Raw genomic sequence first — 17,016 nt, forward strand, 5'->3', positions numbered from 1 at the left:
GCGGCGTTGCGGTACGCCGCGTCATTTTCCCGTCACACTCTCGCTGTAAACTGGCTTTTAGCCGCCCTATTCCCGATCTTTTTTACGGATTTGCAATCCCCTTCGCAAAACATCTGCTTAGCAACTGTTGATATTATTTAGCGCTCGCACTATCTTCTTGCAGCCCTGCACAATTTGCGGCTCGCTGAAGCGGACCCTCATTCCCTCTCCACGCACTGTCAGGCAGGTTATGACCCTTGACGCCAGGGTGAGCACATGGCGTTTTCATCCATGATAGTGACCTATGAATTTAACCCTGATAGATACCGTTGTGACCCGCAGTCGGGCCTTAAGCCCGTGGACGGGATTTTACTTTTTGCAGTCATTACTGATTAACTTTGCACTCGGTTATCCCTTTAGCCTGCTCTACGCAGTGGCTTTTACCTGCATTCTGCACCTGCTGTGGCGAACCGCGCCACGTGCGCAAAAAGCGTTAATCGGCATTTGTTCGCTGGTTGCTGCGCTCTATTTTCCGTTTGGTCAGGCGTACGGCTCGCCAAACTTTAATACCCTGCTGGCGCTGCACTCGACCAACATGGAAGAGTCGACGGAGATCCTGACGATCTTCCCGTGGTACAGCTACGTGGTCGGGCTCTTTATCTTCGCGTTGGGCGTTATCGCCATACGTCGTCAGTCTGACGAGAAAAAATCCTGGGGTAAGATCGAAGTACTCTGTCTGGTGTTCAGCGTTGCCGTGGCGTTTGTCGCCCCCATCCAGAATATTCCCTGGGACGGCAAGCTAAGGCTCACCAATATCGGCTATCCGGTTTTCCGCTTCGTGAAAGATGTGGTGGTGAACAATAAAGAGGTGCTCGACGAACAGGCGCGTATGGCTGAGCTTTCCAATATGAAAGACACCTGGAACGTGCTGGCGGTGAAGCCGAAATATCACACTTATGTGGTGGTGATTGGTGAAAGCGCGCGTCGCGATGCCATGGGGGCGTTTGGCGGGCACTGGAATAACACCCCGTTTGCTGATTCGGTCAAGGGGACCCTGTTTACCGATTATGTCGCGGCCAGCGGCTCGACGCAGAAATCGCTCGGCCTGACTCTTAACCGGGTGGTGGATGGCAAACCCCAGTATCAGGATAATTTCGTCACTCTGGCAAACCGCGCAGGTTTTCAGACGTGGTGGTTCTCCAATCAGGGGCAAATTGGCGAATACGATACCGCCATCGCCAGCATCGCCAAACGGGCTGATGAAGTGCAGTTCCTGAAAAACGGTGATTTTGAAGCCGATAAAAACACCAAAGACGAAGCTTTGCTTAAGATGACGGCGCAGGTCTTTGCCACCCAGCGCACGCAGCCTCAGCTGATTGTCCTGCACCTGATGGGGTCACACCCGCAGGCGTGCGACCGTACTGGCGGGAAGTACGCGGAGTTTGTGCAGTCCAAAGAGACCTCGTGCTATCTCTACACCATGACGCAAACCGACGACCTGCTCAGCAAGCTGTACGAGCAGTTACGCAATACAGGCGACAGCTTCTCCATGGTCTATTTCTCGGATCACGGGCTGGCGTTTAAAGAGCGCGGCAAAGAGGTGCAGTATCTGGCGCACGATGACAAGTTCCAGCAGAACTTCCAGGTACCGTTTATGGTGCTGTCGAGTGATGATAAAACGCACCGCATCATTAAAGCGCGTCGTTCGGCAAATGACTTCCTGCAGTTCTTCTCGCAGTGGACGGGGATTACTGCCGAACAGATAAAAAATGCTTACCCGTTTGTCTCAAACAAGAAAGCGCCCCCAGTGTACGTTACCAACTTCAAGTTACAGAAAGTTGACTACAACCATCTGGGTACGGATATTTTCGATATTAAGAGTAAGTAGCGGCCTGATGCCCTCACCCACGGGGAGAGGGAAAAAACAGTAAAAACGGCAACCCAGGGTTGCCGTTTTGCTTTTACCTTGCAAAAAAAAATCCGCCACAGTGGGCGGATTTTTTATTTAATCACCGAAGTGATTAGAAGCGGTAACCTACGCCCGCGATCCAGGTGCCAACGTCAACGTTGCGGATACGGCTCTGCTCATAGGAGAAGTCCAGAGCTACGTCCTGGATTGGGTTGAACTGCAGGCCTGCGCCATAGGAGAAGCCATAGTCGCTGTTGCTTGCAGTGCGGTTCAGACCTTCGTTTTCGGTCTGCTGGAATTTACCGTAGCCAACACCAACAACACCGTAGATGCTTGCCCAGTCGTTCAGACGGTAAGCTGGACCTGCGGTGATACCGTAGTATTGACCTTTGTTGTATGCGCCGTTTTCAGAACGATCTTTCTCGGTGTAGGTGAAAGAACCGATCACGCCCAGTGGGTTGTTATCCTGCTCGTAACGATACTTCAGGTTGAAACCGTTAGCTTTGTTCATCACGCCCTGCATATCGCTCTGAGCGTAACCACCAGTTACAGTAGAAGTAGCAGCTACAGCGGTACCTGCGGAAACAGCCAGTACAGCGGCCAGTGCTGAAAGACATGCAATTTTTTTCATAACCACCTCAAATGTGCTTCAAGTAAGTCCGTAAGTTTTAAATATATCAAAAAAATTTGCGAAACTCTTTGTGATTCGTGATGTCTAACGAAGCCTTTCCTGTAACAGAACGTTTCCATCGACAGTTATCTTATTCAAATCACGAAGGTTTTCTGCTGCAAAACGCCAATAGTGCGCGTCAATGCCGTTACATTCATCCAGATTATTCCTAATCTGACAGGCGATAAAACCAGCAGTGCTTATCTATTTTACGGATTTTCCCTGGTTTTTTTTCAACAGTAGCTCAACCGTTGCGCCATATTTCCATTACACTGCGGCTTTTACCCTTTTTGACAAAACATGACAGGAGAAAGGATGCCAGGGTTATCCCGCAGGTCGTCGGTCTGGATGCCGGTAGCTGTAATACTGATTGCGATGTTGTCCATTCAGAGCGGCGCATCACTCGCGAAATCACTCTTCCCGCTGGTGGGCGCGCCGGGCGTGACGGCGCTGCGTATCGCATTAGGCACCCTGATCCTCGTGGTCATCTTTAAACCCTGGCGGCTGCGCGTCCAGAAAGCACAGCGACTTCCGCTGCTTTTCTACGGGCTGGCGCTGGGGGCTATGAACTATATGTTCTATCTCTCTATCCAGACCATTCCTCTGGGCATTGCCGTCGCGCTGGAATTTACCGGCCCGCTGGCAGTGGCGCTTTTCGCGTCCCGTCGGCCTGTTGACTTTATCTGGGTGATATTAGCCGTTCTGGGATTATGGTTCCTGTTACCGCTGGGCCAGAACGTCTCAGAGATCGACCTGACGGGGGCCGCGCTGGCTCTGGGGGCAGGTGCCTGCTGGGCGGTCTATATCCTTACGGGTCAACGTGCCGGGGAAGAGCATGGGCCGGCGACCGTCGCGCTGGGGTCATTAATAGCGGCCATCATCTTTGTGCCTCTCGGCATGGCGCAGGCCACGGAGTCCATCTGGCAATGGTCAGTGATGCCGGTTGGGCTCGCTGTCGCCGTCCTCTCGACTGCGCTGCCCTATTCGCTGGAGATGATTGCCCTCACCCGCCTGCCCACACGCATCTTTGGTACGCTGATGAGCATGGAGCCCGCGCTTGCCGCTATCTCCGGGATGATCTTCCTCGGTGAAACCCTGACCTTTACCCAGACGCTGGCACTGTGCTCCATTATTGCGGCATCTATGGGCTCGACGCTCACCATGCGTCCCGAGTCAAAAGTTCAGAAAGTAGACCTTAGCTAATGACGTATATTCTGCATGGCTTCATGGTCATGCAGAATAAATGCCAGGGAGAAAATCCTTATATTTCCTGACAAGCTTTGTCACAAAGAAGACATATTCTCCTCGTACCTGAAGCGGCAAGCAGAATTAAGATTGATCTGCATCAATTCCAGAATTCCCCCTCACTTTCAGTGACTTAAAAATACAACGCACTTCTTGCTATTAAACCAATAGGCACAGCCAGACCGCAGGGAAAAAATCCGGTGCTATACTTAGTTCCGTAATTACCTGGGACATAAACATCAAGAGGATATGAGATTATGAGTACCGCTAAACTGGTGAAAACGAAAGCGTCTAATCTGCTTTATACCCGTAACGATGTATCGGACAGCGACAAAAAAGCAACGATTGAGTTGCTCAATCGCCAGGTGATCCAGTTCATCGATCTTTCGCTGATCACCAAACAGGCCCACTGGAATATGCGCGGTGCAAACTTTATTGCCGTTCATGAAATGCTGGATGGCTTCCGCACAGCACTGGTGACCCACCTCGATACCATGGCCGAACGCGCTGTGCAACTGGGCGGTGTGGCGCTGGGTACCACGCAGGTGATCAACAGCAAGACGCCACTGAAAAGCTATCCGCTGGATATCCATACCGTTCAGGAGCACCTGAAAGAGCTGGCGGACCGTTATGCCATCGTGGCAAACGATGTGCGTAAAGCCATCAGCCAGGCGAAAGACGAAGATACCGCAGACATCTTCACTGCTGCCTCCCGCGACCTGGATCAATTCTTGTGGTTTATCGAATCTAACATCGAATAATTCATACGAATTATCTATTAAGCCCTCGCCCCGCTGGCGAGGGTTTTGCACATCTATGGTGCACACTTTTTGCCTGAGACCGTGCAAAAGTGAAGAAATTGTAATAATCACCTCACACAACCGTTAACGAAAGATTGTTTTTTCGTCAGAATTTCCGCTAAATGTCTCCCGGTCAGTTGCACCAAACCAGACGCACCAAAACAGTGCTTCACTTTGGTGCAACAGAACGCCATTGCCACGTTTATTGTGCAATGCATGACATCATCCCCTTTACAAAACAATAGCTTGTAAAGTTGGCACGATTTTTTCATTGTGCCACGTGTTCTCGCAGGGGATCGCCCCGTGGATATAAAAGGAAATGCTATGAAGTCTGTATTAAAAGTTTCACTGGCTGCACTTACCCTGGCTTTTGCGGTGTCCTCTCAGGCTGCCGACAAACTGGTTGTAGCGACCGACACGGCGTTCGTTCCGTTTGAATTCAAACAGGGTGATAAATACGTTGGTTTTGATGTGGATCTGTGGGCCGCTGTTGCAAAAGAACTCAAGCTGGATTACACCCTGAAGCCAATGGACTTCAGCGGCATTATCCCGGCACTGCAAACCAAAAACGTAGATCTGGCGCTGGCGGGTATCACCATCACTGATGAGCGTAAAAAAGCGATCGACTTCTCTGACGGCTACTACAAAAGCGGCCTGCTGGTGATGGTCAAAGCCGATAATAACGACGTAAAAAGTGTGAAAGATCTCGACGGCAAAGTGGTTGCTGTGAAGAGCGGCACCGGTTCTGTTGATTACGCCAAAGCGAATATCAAAACCAAAGACCTGCGTCAGTTCCCGAATATCGATAACGCCTACATGGAACTCGGCACCAACCGCGCTGACGCGGTTCTGCACGACACGCCTAACATCCTGTACTTCATCAAAACGGCGGGCAACGGCAAGTTCAAAGCGGTGGGTGAGTCTCTGGAAGCACAGCAGTACGGTATCGCCTTCCCGAAAGGCAGCGACGAGCTGCGCACCAAAGTTAACGGCGCGCTGAAAACGCTGAAAGAGAACGGCACTTATAACGAAATCTACAAAAAATGGTTCGGTACCGAGCCTAAATAATAAGACGTAAAAATGACGTTCACTCGGGGGCGACCTTTCGCCCCTGATATTTTTGAAACACGGTAACAGTAACAGGAAATTATCATGCAGTTTGACTGGAGCGCCATCTGGCCTGCCATTCCACTCTTGCTTGAAGGCGCTAAAATGACCCTGTGGATTTCGGTCCTGGGTCTGGTTGGTGGGTTGATTATCGGTCTTGTCGCCGGTTTCGCCCGCACCTACGGCGGCTGGATTGCAAACCACATCGCACTGGTATTCATCGAAGTGATCCGCGGCACGCCCATTGTCGTGCAGGTCATGTTCATTTACTTCGCCCTGCCCATGGCGTTCACCGACCTGCGCATCGACCCGTTCAGCGCCGCCGTCGTCACCATTATGATCAACTCAGGCGCCTACATTGCGGAAATCACCCGCGGTGCGGTGCTGTCGATTCATAAAGGTTTCAGTGAAGCCGGTCTGGCGTTAGGTCTTTCTCGTCGCGAAACGATCCGTCACGTTATTCTGCCGCTGGCGCTGCGCCGCATGCTGCCGCCGCTCGGTAACCAGTGGATCATCAGCATTAAAGATACGTCGCTGTTCATTGTTATCGGCGTGGCTGAGCTGACCCGTCAGGGCCAGGAGATCATCGCTGGCAACTTCCGTGCGCTGGAAATCTGGAGTGCGGTAGCCGTTGTCTACCTGATCATTACTCTGGTTCTGAGCTTCGTTCTGCGTCGTCTTGAAAGAAGGATGAAAATCCTGTGATTGAATTTAAAAACGTTTCCAAGCACTTTGGCCCAACCCAGGTGCTGCACAATATCGATCTGAGCATCAAACAGGGTGAAGTGGTGGTGATTATCGGGCCGTCCGGCTCCGGTAAATCGACCCTGCTGCGCTGCATCAACAAGCTGGAAGAGATCACCAGCGGCGATCTGATCGTCGATGGTCTGAAGGTGAATGACCCGAAAGTGGATGACCGCCTGATTCGTCAGGAAGCGGGCATGGTGTTCCAGCAGTTCTACCTCTTCCCGCACCTGACGGCGCTGGAAAACGTGATGTTTGGCCCGCTGCGCGTGCGCGGCGCCAACAAAGCGGCGGCCGAAGCGCTGGCAAAAGATCTGCTGGCGAAAGTGGGTCTGGCAGAGCGTGCGCACCACTACCCTTCTGAGCTCTCCGGCGGCCAACAGCAGCGTGTGGCGATTGCCCGCGCGCTGGCGGTTAAACCGAAAATGATGCTGTTTGATGAGCCAACCTCAGCGCTTGACCCGGAACTGCGTCATGAAGTGCTGAAGGTCATGCAGGATCTGGCCGAAGAAGGGATGACGATGGTTATCGTGACCCACGAAATCGGCTTTGCCGAGAAAGTGGCTTCCCGTCTGATCTTTATTGATAAAGGCCGTATCGCGGAAGATGGTAACCCGCAGGAGTTGATTGCGAATCCGCCGAGCCCGCGTTTGCAGGAGTTCCTGCAGCACGTCTCCTGATCCACCGCATTACGCTGAGCCGGGCATGCCCGGCTTTTTTACGCCAGATTGTTCTCAAAAATCCTCCTCTGCGTCCCGACTTCTATACTTATCATTTTGTTCGACATTTTCACCGGAGGACGCCGTGCCGTGGATCCTGTTGCTGTTGATAAGCCTGTTTAGTGCGCCATCGTTCGCCGTTACGATCCCCGGCGTCACCACCGGAACGACCGCGACGAAGGAAAATACACCGCCACCTGAGCCCGATGTCGAACAGAAAAAAGCCGCCTACAGCGCCCTTGCCGACGTTCTTGAGAACGATGCTTCCCGCCAGGAGCTCATCAGCCAGCTGCGAAAAGTCGCCGCCACGCCGTCTCAGGAGCCGGTCCCTGACATCATCCCTCCGCAGGTGGAAGAGCAAAAAACGGTGCTTGAAAACGTCACCGACGTCAGCCGCCACTATGGCGAAGCCCTCTCCTCACGCTTTGCCCAGCTCTATCGTAATCTGATTGGCTCACCGCATAAGCCCTTTAACCCACAAACGTTTACCGTCGCCGCCACGCAGTTCCTGATGCTGGCGGGCGCAGTATTTCTTTTTTACTGGCTGGTGCGTCTGAGCGCGTGGCCGCTGTACCGCAAAATGGGGCAATGGGGTCGCAGGAAGAATCAGCAGAGAAGCAGCTGGCTCCACCTGCCGTTGATGATCGCGTCAGCGTTTATCATCGATTTACTACTGCTGGCGCTGACGCTGTTTTTAGGCCAGATGCTGGCCGACAGGCTGAATGCGGGCAACAAAACCATCGCCTTCCAGCAATCGCTGTTCCTCAATGCCTTTGCCCTGATTGAGTTCTTCAAGGCACTGCTGCGGCTACTGTTTTGCCCCCACGTGCCGGAACTGCGTCCTTTTTCCATACGGGATGAGAGCGCGAAATACTGGGCGCTGCGTCTGAGCGTGCTCAGCGGGTTAATTGGTTATGGTCTGCTGGTGGCGGTGCCGATCATCTCGAACCAGGTGAACGTCCAGTTTGGCGCGCTGGCAAACGTGGTGATCATGCTGTGCATTACCGTCTGGTCGCTGTACCTCATCTTCCATAATAAAAAGACCATCACCGAGAGTCTGCTGCATCTGGCCGATCGCTCCCTCTCGTTCTTTAGCCTCTTTATTCGCGCCTTCGCCCTCGTGTGGCACTGGCTGGCCAGCGCCTATTTCATTGTGCTGTGCTTCTTTTCGCTGTTCGACCCGGGTAATAGCCTGAAATTTATGATGGGTGCCACATTCAAAAGCCTGGCCATTATCGGCATCGCGGCGTTTGTGTCGGGCCTGTTATCCCGCTGGATATCAAAAACCATCACCCTCTCACCGCAGGTGCAGCGCAATTACCCGGAACTGCAAAAACGGGTGAACGGCTGGATGTCAGTCTCGCTCAAGGTCGCGCGCATCCTGACCGTCTGCGTGGCGATTATGCTGCTGCTCAACGCCTGGGGGCTGTTCGATTTCTGGAACTGGCTGCATAACGGTGCCGGGGAAAAGACCGTTGATATTTTAATTCGAATCGCGCTGATCCTGTTCTTCTCTGCCGTCGGCTGGACGCTGCTGGCAAGCCTGATAGAGAACCGTCTGGTCTCCGACATTCACGGCAGGCCGCTGCCCAGCGCGCGTGCCCGCACGTTGCTGACGCTGTTCCGCAATGCGCTGGCGGTAATTATCAGTACCATCACCATCATGATTGTGCTGTCCGAGATTGGCGTGAATATCGCCCCGCTGCTGGCCGGTGCCGGTGCGTTGGGGCTGGCGATCTCCTTCGGGTCACAGACGCTGGTGAAGGATATTATTACCGGCATCTTTATCCAGTTTGAGAACGGGATGAATACCGGCGATCTGGTGACGATTGGGCCGCTCACCGGCACGGTGGAGCGCATGTCCATCCGATCTGTCGGCGTGCGTCAGGACACCGGGGCGTACCATATTATTCCCTGGTCTTCGATCACTACCTTCGCCAACTTTGTGCGCGGGATTGGTTCCGTCGTGGCGAACTACGATGTGGATCGTCATGAGGATGCAGACAAAGCGAAGCAGGCGCTGAAAGATGCGGTAGAAGAGCTGATGCAGATGGAGGATATTCGCGGGCTGGTGATTGGCGAGCCATCATTTGCCGGCATTGTCGGGCTGACGAATACGGCATTTACCCTTCGCGTCTCCTTCACCACCCAGCCGCTGAAGCAGTGGACGGTGCGCTTTGCCCTCGACAGCATGGTGAAGAAACACTTTGATCTGGCAAATGTAAGGATGCCGGTGCAGACGTATCAGGTCTTGTCACCGCCTGCCTCACCGCTCCCTCCTCAGGAGCCGACGCTGTAACCGAGCCGGGTGGCGGCTTCGCCTTACCCGGCCTACGACGGCGTGTTATTTGCGACGTTTGTTATCGTCCATAAACGACCAGGCGATAAAACGGCTCTGTTTCTGGCCTTGCGCCATCTCTTTTTTCACCACTTTGACGGCACCGGCTTCGGTCAGCGCGCGGTACAGTGGCGGCAGGTTATCTCCCCGGGAAACCAGCGTTGTGAACCACTTCACCTGACGGGCAAACTGCTTGCTTTCTGCGATCATGCGCAGAATGAACGCGACTTCGCCCCCTTCACACCACAGCTCCTGCTGCTGGCCGCCAAAGTTCAGCGCAGCGTCTTCCGCCTGACCGAGATTGCGGCGCTTGCGCTCGCTGCCCGCGCGGGCGGCGGCGGCTGAATCATGAAACGGCGGATTGCACATCGTCGCGTCGTAGCTTTCATTTTTATGGATAATACCGTTGAAAATAGAGGCGGCGTCTTTCTGACGACGCAGGCGAATAGCACGGCTTAATCCCGGGTTAGCGCTGATAATCGCCTGGGCGCTGGCGAAGGCCTCGGCACCGATTTCGCTTCCGGTAAAGCGCCAGTGATACTCATGCGCGCCGATCAGCGGATAAATCAGGTTCGCGCCGGTCCCGATATCGAGCACGGAAGCGTTCTGGGGTACCACGCCGTCACGATCGTCTGCGAGGAGATCGGCAAGATGGTGCACATAATCCGCGCGGCCTGGTACAGGCGGACAGAGAAAGCCTTCCGGAATATCCCAGTGCGCCACACCGTAAAAATGCGCCAGCAGGGCTTTGTTCAGCATTTTAACCGCCTGCGGGTCAGCAAAGTTGACCGACGGTTCACCTGCTGGGGTCTGAACAAGGTAATCCTGCAGCGGCGGGCAGCTCAGGCATAAGGCCTTCATGTCGTAGCGGCTGCGGTGGCGATTTCGCGGGTGCAATCCCGGCTTTTGGGAAGTCATGGCATTCTCCTTTAAACAGCGGCGTAAGATACCCTTTGCTGGCCCAACGGTAAATCTTTCTCTTCTGCGCTTAAAAAAACGCCATAAATCAAACACCTTTATGTCTATGATCTGTCAGCGAATTGTCAATTAACATCGTTCAAAAAATAAGCAGATCATCATCAAATATTTGCGCCTAATCACACTCGTCCGGCTTCTAAACTTAAAGGGAATCACCTGTTGTTTCCCCTGAGGATGTGATTATGAAAAAATATCTGACCCTTGTCGTTGTTGCCGGTGTTCTGGCCACCGCGTCATTTTCTGCCATGGCCGTTCAGTCACTGACCCAAAGTACCGATACCAGCCAGCTCCGCCCTGCGGGCACCGTGTCGGTAAGCCGTGCCAGCAACCTTGACGATCTGCAAAATAAACTGGCTGAAAAAGCCCGCGAGGAAGGTGCGAAAGGCTTCGTGGTGAATTCCGCCGGTGGCGATAACCACATGTATGGCACAGCAACCATCTATAAATAGTCTCCCCTTCTGAGAATCACTGCATCTGGCCGACAGGTGCAGTTCTCATCCCCCTGTCTTGATTGCACATTTTTTGACCCCATATGACTCAGATAACCCCCGCGTGAGGAGAATGCCATGGCTTCCGGATGGGCGAATGACGACGCCGTTAACGAACAGATCAACAGTACAATTGAAGATGCCGTTGCCCGCGCTCGCGGCGAAATTCCGCGCGGTGAGAGCTTAACGGAATGTGAAGAATGTGGAGAGCCCATCCCGGAGGCGCGGCGTAAAGCCATTCCCGGCGTGCGGTTATGCATCCAGTGTCAGCAGAATAAAGATTCGAAAAATGCATCTCATTCGGGATATAATCGCAGAGGATCGAAAGACAGCCAGTTACGTTGACTTTCCTTTACCTAAGTAAACCCCGAAAGTGCGTTCCTTTACGCTCACGATTTTTCGCCCGCCGCGTAGCAAAATGTGCCCTTCATCACGCCTCTGTAAAGCGCAGCGACAAGAAATGTAAATCTCTCTTCTGAATTTATTAATATTCAATAAGTTATTTGTCATTCAATTTTTTTGAGCAACCACGTCAATTCTCTTCGATTTTATCTGTCGGAAAAAAGCGTGATACTTATCACATCGACGGAACATCGTCCCCTTAACAGAATAACCTGCGAGAGATTAATTATGAAAACCATCAAATATGCTGTTGCTGCTGTTGCCCTGTCTGCTCTGTCTTTTGGTGCATTCGCTGCAGAACCGGTTTCTCCAGCTCAGGCGCAAAACATGAATAAAATCGGTGTGGTGAGTGCAGAAGGCGCGACCACGCTGGACGGTCTGGAAGCCAAACTGGCTGAGAAAGCGGCAGCTGCTGGTGCAAGCGGATACAGCATCACTTCCGCGAACACCAATAACAAGCTGAGCGGTACTGCGGTTATCTACAAATAATCGACTGAATGAATGCTGTCCCCTCACCATACCCTCTGGTGAGCTGCTCCAACCCTCATTGACCCTGTTGTTTGTTACCCTTGCTTGCCCGTCCGCCACTGGACGGGCTTTTTTTTATCTAAAACGCCTGCGCCACGCGTGCAAGCCCGGCCTCGACTGACTCCACCTCTCCGGTCGCCAGCAGACAGCAGGCCATCTGGAGTTTGATCGAATGCGGAACAGGCACATTTCCGGCCAGACACTGCTCAATCCAGTGGGCGGTGGTATGCGGATCTTTTGCCTCAGGCACTATCACGCCGACATTCTCTTCCTGACGTTCCAGTACGGGCCGCGTGCCTGCGGGATCGATTAAGACCAGCTGCGGACAGCGCTGCGGGTTGGCGTATACCTCCCCTTCTGTGCCGTGCATCAGCAGTGCCCTGCCGCCAATCTCTTCAAAAAATGTGCCTACACGCGTCACGTACTCCGGATGCGACACGCTGGAGAGGCGCAGGGCATCCGCTTCGCCAAAGGGTGTGGCGAGTTTCGCCAGCGTGTGTGCGCTGTTGCGCACGCCCATGCGCCAGCGCATATCCAGCTGCTTTTCCAGCGGCGGGCAGAGTGCCTTCACCGGAATATAGACTGGCTGATGGCCATCCAGCTTCGCCTGCGCCTGGCCGGCGTGCAGCGTCGGTTCAATACCTAACATGCCAAAGATGGTTTCCGTCAGCACGCGCGTGGGATCTTCGCTGACGCCATGGACCACCACCGGAAAACCCAGCTTGTGCAGCAGAATCGCCAGCAGAGGGGTGAGATTCGCCTGCTTGCGCGCGCCGTTATAGGTGGGGATGACAATCGGCATCGGTTTTGCCACCGGGGGGGTTAAACGCAGCGTTTGCGCCTGCATCGCTTCATAGAAGCCGCGCATCTCCGCTTCACCTTCGCCTTTAATACGGAGCGCAATCAGGATACCGCCCATCTCCAGATCGGGAACATCGCCGTTGAGCATATGGGTGTACAGGGCACGGGCCGTTTCCTGATCCAGGTCGCGGGCATGGTTTTTTCCTCGCCCTACCTCTTTGATAATTTTACGATAATCCACGACATCTCTCCTTGCGGCTCTTTGCAGATACTATAGCCCTGATAAATGCCTGGCGGGTAATCATTTTCCTCTCCCCGTGCCGCCGAAGGCGCTTCGAGGGTAAAAATGGTCTGAAGATAAATTGAACGAAAAATAGTTCTCAGCGATAGTTCCTGCCGAATTAATCAGCCACGTGATGATTAATACCCGAAGTGCCCTATTTTCATTCAGAGGATTTAAATGAAAAAATTAATTATTGCGGGGATCGCTGCCGGGATGGCGTGTGCTTCCGTTTCTGCTTTTGCATCCAGTGGTGAGGGTCAAATTAATTTCACCGGTGAAGTTATTGACTCGGCATGTACGGTTGTAAACGGTTTAAGCAATCCACTTACCGTATCATTAGGTAAGGTTGCGAAATCGGCATTTACCGGAAGTGGTTCGACGACGTCGACTACCCGCTTTAGTATTCAACTTAAAAATTGTCCCGATACTGTTACCAGCGCCTCGGTAACATTCGGCGGGACACCTGATGGTAACAATAAGGATATCCTTGCTGTGACGTCAGGAACCGGTACCGCGTCAGGAGTGGGTGTCCAGTTGCTGGATAAAACGCAAACCCCACTGAGTTTATATACGTCTTCCGCTGCGTATACCCTCACGTCAGGTACTACAACGAACGATCTGGAGTTTGGTGCACGCTATATCCAGACCGGAGGAACCGTTTCCGCCGGCGTGGCGAATGCTGCATCCACCTTCACCATCGTTTACAACTAATAAAACAGATATTAGCTACCCCAGTGGCTAATATCTGTTATTTCTTGATGACGGTTTCACTATGCGAAAATATCTTCTGGCCTCCTCCTTTTTATTTATTGTCTCTGTCGCCCATGCCGGTATTACTATCGGCGGTACGCGCGTGGTCTATCCAGAAAATAAAAAAGAGTCTTCCATTGGAATCACCAACCCGGACAACCTCGACTACCTTGTCCAGTCATGGGTGGAAACGGAAGATAACGCACGCGAGAAAGCCCCGTTCCTGATCACGCCGCCCCTGTTCCGCCTTGACGGAAAGCAGGATAACGTGCTGCGTATCATCAGAACCGGGGGGGATTTACCCGCCGATCGCGAATCGCTGTTCTGGTTGAATATTAAATCCATTCCCTCTTCTGAGCGCAATGCAAACATCAACACGCTGCAGATCGCGATTAAAACCCGAATTAAATTGCTGTATCGCCCGGCGAGTATTACCGGTAATCCGGAAGATATGACCACGCAATTATCCTGGCACACGCGGGGAAATCAGCTGATTATCGAAAACCCCACGCCGTTTTATATGAATTTCCAGGAAATAAAACTCGACGGTGAAAAAGTTGACAAAGCCACCTATGCCGCACCGAAAAGTGAAACGGTTTTCACCACCCCTAGAAATATAACTGCACATACCGTGAGCTGGAAAATCATCAATGACTACGGCGGTATTAGCCAGTCATATTCTGCGCAAATTAAATAACCGCTGGATTCGCTAAACATCATTATGAGCTGGGAATATTCCACCGAACCACCCAAACAACACGGGCGCTCAATGCTGATTGCATTGAGTTGTACCCTGTTGGGTGTTTGTGTGCAAAAAGTTCTGGCCGATGATTATTTCAACCCGGCGCTGCTGGATATTGACAACCCGAGCCAGGGAAAGACTGACCTGAGTATCTTTGAGATCGGCCCTGGCCAGGCGCCGGGTAAATACCACGTCGACGTGTTCGTTAACAACAATAAAGTTGCAGCCAAAGAGATTGAATTCACGCTGAAAAAAGACGCCAGCGGAAAATCAACGCTGCAGCCGTGCCTGAGCGCGGCTCAGTTAAAAAGCTTCGGCATTAATATCGATAAATACGTGCAGGACGATAAGGCCCAATGTATTGATCTGAGCCTCATCCCCTCCGCCAGCGCAACGTTTCATGTTAATCCTCAGCAATTACTGTTAAGCATTCCGCAGACCGCGATTACCCAGGTCCCGCGAGATTACGTCGCCCCACAGGAATACGACGAGGGAATTAACGCCCTGCTGCTGAATTACAGCTTCAGCGCCGGGAACAACCGCGGCAAAGGTGAAAACAGTACCGATCAGCACAGTGAATTTCTTAACCTGCGTCCGGGTCTTAACCTCGGGGCGTGGCGTTTACGGAACTACTCCACCTGGAGCAAAACCAGCAGTGACGGTGACGCGGAGAGTGCGTTTTCCTCCGTCTATACCTATGCCCAGCGCGATATCGTGCCGCTTGGCGGTAACGTCAAATTCGGGCAAAGCTCTTCCCCTGCGGACGTGTTTGACAGCATCTCTTTCACCGGGGCGCAGATCGCCTCGGACGACGATATGCTGCCGGACAGCATGAAAGGGTTTGCGCCGGTGATCCGCGGTACCGCGCACAGTAACGCTCAGGTGATTGTCCGCCAGAACGGTTACGTCATTTACCAGAACTATGTCGCACCCGGCGCGTTTGAGATTAACGACCTCTACCCCACCGGCGGGAGTGGAGATTTGAACGTCACCGTGAAAGAGACGGACGGCAGCGAACAACATTTTGTCGTGCCCTACGCGTCGGTGCCGGTATTGCAGCGTGAAGGCCACTTTAAATACAGCCTTACCGCGGGGCGCTATCGCAGCTATGACAGCGACGTCGAGAAAACGCCGTTCATCCAGGGGACCGCAATCTACGGTTTGCCTTATGGCTTTACGGCCTACAGCGGCGTGCAGGCCAGCCAGTACTACGAAGCGCTGGCGCTGGGGTTCGGGAAGAACATCGGCGAGCTCGGCGCGTTTTCAGTGGATGTCACCGACGCCAGATCGGAGATGCAGGACCAGGATGCCACCCACGGTCGCTCCTGGCGCATCCGCTACAGCAAAGATTTCGCCACCACTGGCACCCATTTTTCCATTGCCGGCTATCGCTATAACAGCAAGGGGTTCTACACCCTGCAGGACACCCTGGATTCCCATACCCGCAATGATGACTGGGAAACCCCGGATACCCGGCGCAGCCGTGAAGAGGCCACTGTCGACCAGTCGCTCGGCGGCACGTTTGGTTCGCTGACGTTAAGCCTGGTGAAAGAGAACTACTGGAACGCAAGCCAGGGGATGACCTCCCTGAGCCTCGGCTACAACAACGCCTGGCACGGGATCAGCTACGGTCTGAGTTACGGGCTGGATAAAAACACGCGTGGCGGCAGTGACGATAATAATGAGAAAACCAGCGAACAGACCCTCGCGTTCAACGTCTCTGTTCCCCTCGATCGCTGGCTCAGCAACACCTGGGTGAACTACAACCTGAACAGCACCAGACACGACACAACCCAAAGCGTAGGCCTGAACGGCACCGCGCTGGCGGGCAATAATCTCAGCTGGGGCGTGCAGCAGGGCCACAGCCAGAGCAGCGGCGACAGCACCAGCCTGAACGGCGATTACAAAGGCACCTATGGTGAAGTGAGCGCCGGCTATTCGCAGGACAACCAGCAGCAACAGCTCAACATCGGTCTTCAGGGCAGTGTGATTGCCCATGCTCACGGCATCACCCTCGGTCAACCAATGGGTGAGACCGCAGCGCTGGTGGAAGCGCCGGGCGCAGACGACACGAACATCACCAACCAGACAGGCGTGAATACTGATTTCCGCGGCTACGCCATTGTGCCGTACGTCACGCCATATCGACATAACACCCTCGCGCTGAATACCGAGACCCTGCCGGGCAATGCGGATATTGACCAGGCCGCGAAAACAGTGACGCCAACGCGCGGCGCGATTGTGCGCGCACATTATGAAACCCACGTCGGCAGCCGGGTGTTGATGACCTTAACACGCGCGGATGGTCGGCCGATTCCGTTTGGGGCAACGGCCTCGCAGGCCCATCAGGACGGGGAATTTATTGTCGGTGACGGCGGTCAGGTCTACCTGACCGGTATGCATGAGCAAGGCACGGTGAAGGTCAGCTGGGGAAAAACCGCCGACAGCCACTGTACCGCGGCGTATCACCTGCCGTCGAAAGACGACAGTGCGGTTCTTAACATCACGGCGCAATGCGTATGACTTTTCCGGG

16 protein-coding genes are annotated in these 17,016 nt (G+C 53.4%); 13 read left to right on the top strand and 3 right to left on the bottom strand.

Annotated features, from left to right (window positions below; genetic code table 11):
* The first annotated feature begins 283 nt into the window (after nucleotides 1-283).
* Entirely contained in the window at nucleotides 284-1,867 is a 1,584-nt protein-coding gene (locus C5687_RS10995; RefSeq protein WP_095451591.1) for a phosphoethanolamine transferase, read from the top strand.
* 133 nt (nucleotides 1,868-2,000) lie between these two features.
* Here C5687_RS10995 and ompX read toward each other — a convergent pair whose 3' ends face one another.
* The gene (gene ompX / locus C5687_RS11000) at nucleotides 2,001-2,519 is read right to left on the bottom strand and encodes an outer membrane protein OmpX (protein ID WP_025757274.1); all 519 of its coding nucleotides are present in this window, start codon (nucleotides 2,517-2,519) and stop codon (nucleotides 2,001-2,003) included.
* A gap of 354 nt (nucleotides 2,520-2,873) precedes the next feature.
* On the opposite strand from ompX, the gene rhtA reads away from it, so the two are divergent.
* The 6 genes from rhtA to ybiO all read left to right on the top strand — a co-directional run bounded on the left by rhtA (nucleotide 2,874) and on the right by ybiO (nucleotide 9,472).
* Nucleotides 2,874-3,761 carry a threonine/homoserine exporter RhtA gene (rhtA, locus tag C5687_RS11005; protein ID WP_025757273.1) on the top strand — a complete coding sequence of 296 codons (888 nt, stop codon included), beginning with the start codon at nucleotides 2,874-2,876 and terminating at the stop codon, nucleotides 3,759-3,761.
* A gap of 299 nt (nucleotides 3,762-4,060) precedes the next feature.
* Nucleotides 4,061-4,564, top strand: a complete 504-nt coding sequence (dps, locus tag C5687_RS11010; protein WP_025757272.1) for a DNA starvation/stationary phase protection protein Dps — start codon at nucleotides 4,061-4,063, stop codon at nucleotides 4,562-4,564.
* Nucleotides 4,565-4,927: 363 nt separating this feature from the next.
* Nucleotides 4,928-5,671 carry a glutamine ABC transporter substrate-binding protein GlnH gene (gene glnH / locus C5687_RS11015; protein WP_025757271.1) on the top strand — a complete coding sequence of 248 codons (744 nt, stop codon included), beginning with the start codon at nucleotides 4,928-4,930 and terminating at the stop codon, nucleotides 5,669-5,671.
* 84 nt (nucleotides 5,672-5,755) lie between these two features.
* Nucleotides 5,756-6,415 (top strand): glutamine ABC transporter permease GlnP, encoded by a 660-nt coding sequence (gene glnP, locus C5687_RS11020; protein ID WP_003858462.1) that lies wholly within the window; start codon nucleotides 5,756-5,758, stop codon nucleotides 6,413-6,415.
* Nucleotides 6,412-7,134, top strand: a complete 723-nt coding sequence (glnQ, locus tag C5687_RS11025; RefSeq protein ID WP_025757270.1) for a glutamine ABC transporter ATP-binding protein GlnQ — start codon at nucleotides 6,412-6,414, stop codon at nucleotides 7,132-7,134. Before glnP ends, glnQ begins: the two co-directional genes overlap by 4 nt.
* A gap of 124 nt (nucleotides 7,135-7,258) precedes the next feature.
* On the top strand, nucleotides 7,259-9,472 hold the full coding sequence (ybiO, locus tag C5687_RS11030; RefSeq protein WP_025757269.1) for a mechanosensitive channel protein: 2,214 nt from the start codon (nucleotides 7,259-7,261) through the stop codon (nucleotides 9,470-9,472).
* Nucleotides 9,473-9,517: 45 nt separating this feature from the next.
* Here the strand turns inward: ybiO and rlmF are convergent, their stop codons facing one another.
* Nucleotides 9,518-10,429: a 23S rRNA (adenine(1618)-N(6))-methyltransferase RlmF gene (rlmF, locus tag C5687_RS11035; RefSeq protein ID WP_025757268.1), complete on the bottom strand. Its 912-nt coding sequence runs from the start codon at nucleotides 10,427-10,429 to the stop codon at nucleotides 9,518-9,520.
* 242 nt (nucleotides 10,430-10,671) lie between these two features.
* Here rlmF and mcbA point away from each other — a divergent pair, with 242 nt between their 5' ends.
* From mcbA to ybiJ, 3 genes are all read left to right on the top strand, one after another.
* The gene (mcbA, locus tag C5687_RS11040; protein ID WP_025757267.1) at nucleotides 10,672-10,938 is read left to right on the top strand and encodes a DUF1471 family periplasmic protein McbA; all 267 of its coding nucleotides are present in this window, start codon (nucleotides 10,672-10,674) and stop codon (nucleotides 10,936-10,938) included.
* Nucleotides 10,939-11,055: 117 nt separating this feature from the next.
* Nucleotides 11,056-11,322 carry a DksA/TraR family C4-type zinc finger protein gene (locus C5687_RS11045; RefSeq protein WP_094919212.1) on the top strand — a complete coding sequence of 89 codons (267 nt, stop codon included), beginning with the start codon at nucleotides 11,056-11,058 and terminating at the stop codon, nucleotides 11,320-11,322.
* A 285-nt stretch (nucleotides 11,323-11,607) separates the two neighbouring features.
* On the top strand, nucleotides 11,608-11,868 hold the full coding sequence (gene ybiJ / locus C5687_RS11050) for a DUF1471 family protein YbiJ (protein WP_025757265.1): 261 nt from the start codon (nucleotides 11,608-11,610) through the stop codon (nucleotides 11,866-11,868).
* A 118-nt stretch (nucleotides 11,869-11,986) separates the two neighbouring features.
* Here the strand turns inward: ybiJ and ybiB are convergent, their stop codons facing one another.
* Entirely contained in the window at nucleotides 11,987-12,949 is a 963-nt protein-coding gene (ybiB, locus tag C5687_RS11055) for a DNA-binding protein YbiB (RefSeq protein ID WP_047958080.1), read from the bottom strand.
* A 219-nt stretch (nucleotides 12,950-13,168) separates the two neighbouring features.
* On the opposite strand from ybiB, the gene C5687_RS11060 reads away from it, so the two are divergent.
* The 3 genes from C5687_RS11060 (at nucleotide 13,169) to C5687_RS11070 (ending at nucleotide 17,006) form a co-directional block, all read left to right on the top strand.
* Nucleotides 13,169-13,702 (top strand): fimbrial protein, encoded by a 534-nt coding sequence (locus C5687_RS11060; RefSeq protein WP_025757263.1) that lies wholly within the window; start codon nucleotides 13,169-13,171, stop codon nucleotides 13,700-13,702.
* Between the two features lie 61 nt (nucleotides 13,703-13,763).
* Nucleotides 13,764-14,438: a fimbrial biogenesis chaperone gene (locus C5687_RS11065; protein WP_104556943.1), complete on the top strand. Its 675-nt coding sequence runs from the start codon at nucleotides 13,764-13,766 to the stop codon at nucleotides 14,436-14,438.
* A 24-nt stretch (nucleotides 14,439-14,462) separates the two neighbouring features.
* The gene (locus C5687_RS11070; RefSeq protein WP_146086279.1) at nucleotides 14,463-17,006 is read left to right on the top strand and encodes a fimbria/pilus outer membrane usher protein; all 2,544 of its coding nucleotides are present in this window, start codon (nucleotides 14,463-14,465) and stop codon (nucleotides 17,004-17,006) included.
* Nucleotides 17,007-17,016: the final 10 nt, after the last annotated feature.

The organism is Enterobacter sichuanensis, from assembly GCF_002939185.1.
GTDB classification, from domain to species: domain Bacteria; phylum Pseudomonadota; class Gammaproteobacteria; order Enterobacterales; family Enterobacteriaceae; genus Enterobacter; species Enterobacter sichuanensis.

Excerpts from the sequence above, each read along its gene's own strand:
- C5687_RS11065 (WP_104556943.1), top strand. The coding sequence starts at position 13,764 with ATGCGAAAATATCTTCTGGCCTCCTCCTTTTTATTTATTGTCTCTGTC.
- ybiJ (WP_025757265.1), top strand. The coding sequence starts at position 11,608 with ATGAAAACCATCAAATATGCTGTTGCTGCTGTTGCCCTGTCTGCTCTG.
- C5687_RS11045 (WP_094919212.1), top strand. The coding sequence starts at position 11,056 with ATGGCTTCCGGATGGGCGAATGACGACGCCGTTAACGAACAGATCAAC.
- glnH (WP_025757271.1), top strand. The coding sequence starts at position 4,928 with ATGAAGTCTGTATTAAAAGTTTCACTGGCTGCACTTACCCTGGCTTTT.
- dps (WP_025757272.1), top strand. The coding sequence starts at position 4,061 with ATGAGTACCGCTAAACTGGTGAAAACGAAAGCGTCTAATCTGCTTTAT.
- C5687_RS11070 (WP_146086279.1), top strand. The coding sequence starts at position 14,463 with ATGAGCTGGGAATATTCCACCGAACCACCCAAACAACACGGGCGCTCA.
- glnP (WP_003858462.1), top strand. The coding sequence starts at position 5,756 with ATGCAGTTTGACTGGAGCGCCATCTGGCCTGCCATTCCACTCTTGCTT.
- rlmF (WP_025757268.1), bottom strand. The coding sequence starts at position 10,429 with ATGACTTCCCAAAAGCCGGGATTGCACCCGCGAAATCGCCACCGCAGC.
- C5687_RS10995 (WP_095451591.1), top strand. The coding sequence starts at position 284 with ATGAATTTAACCCTGATAGATACCGTTGTGACCCGCAGTCGGGCCTTA.
- mcbA (WP_025757267.1), top strand. The coding sequence starts at position 10,672 with ATGAAAAAATATCTGACCCTTGTCGTTGTTGCCGGTGTTCTGGCCACC.
- rhtA (WP_025757273.1), top strand. The coding sequence starts at position 2,874 with ATGCCAGGGTTATCCCGCAGGTCGTCGGTCTGGATGCCGGTAGCTGTA.
- C5687_RS11060 (WP_025757263.1), top strand. The coding sequence starts at position 13,169 with ATGAAAAAATTAATTATTGCGGGGATCGCTGCCGGGATGGCGTGTGCT.
- ompX (WP_025757274.1), bottom strand. The coding sequence starts at position 2,519 with ATGAAAAAAATTGCATGTCTTTCAGCACTGGCCGCTGTACTGGCTGTT.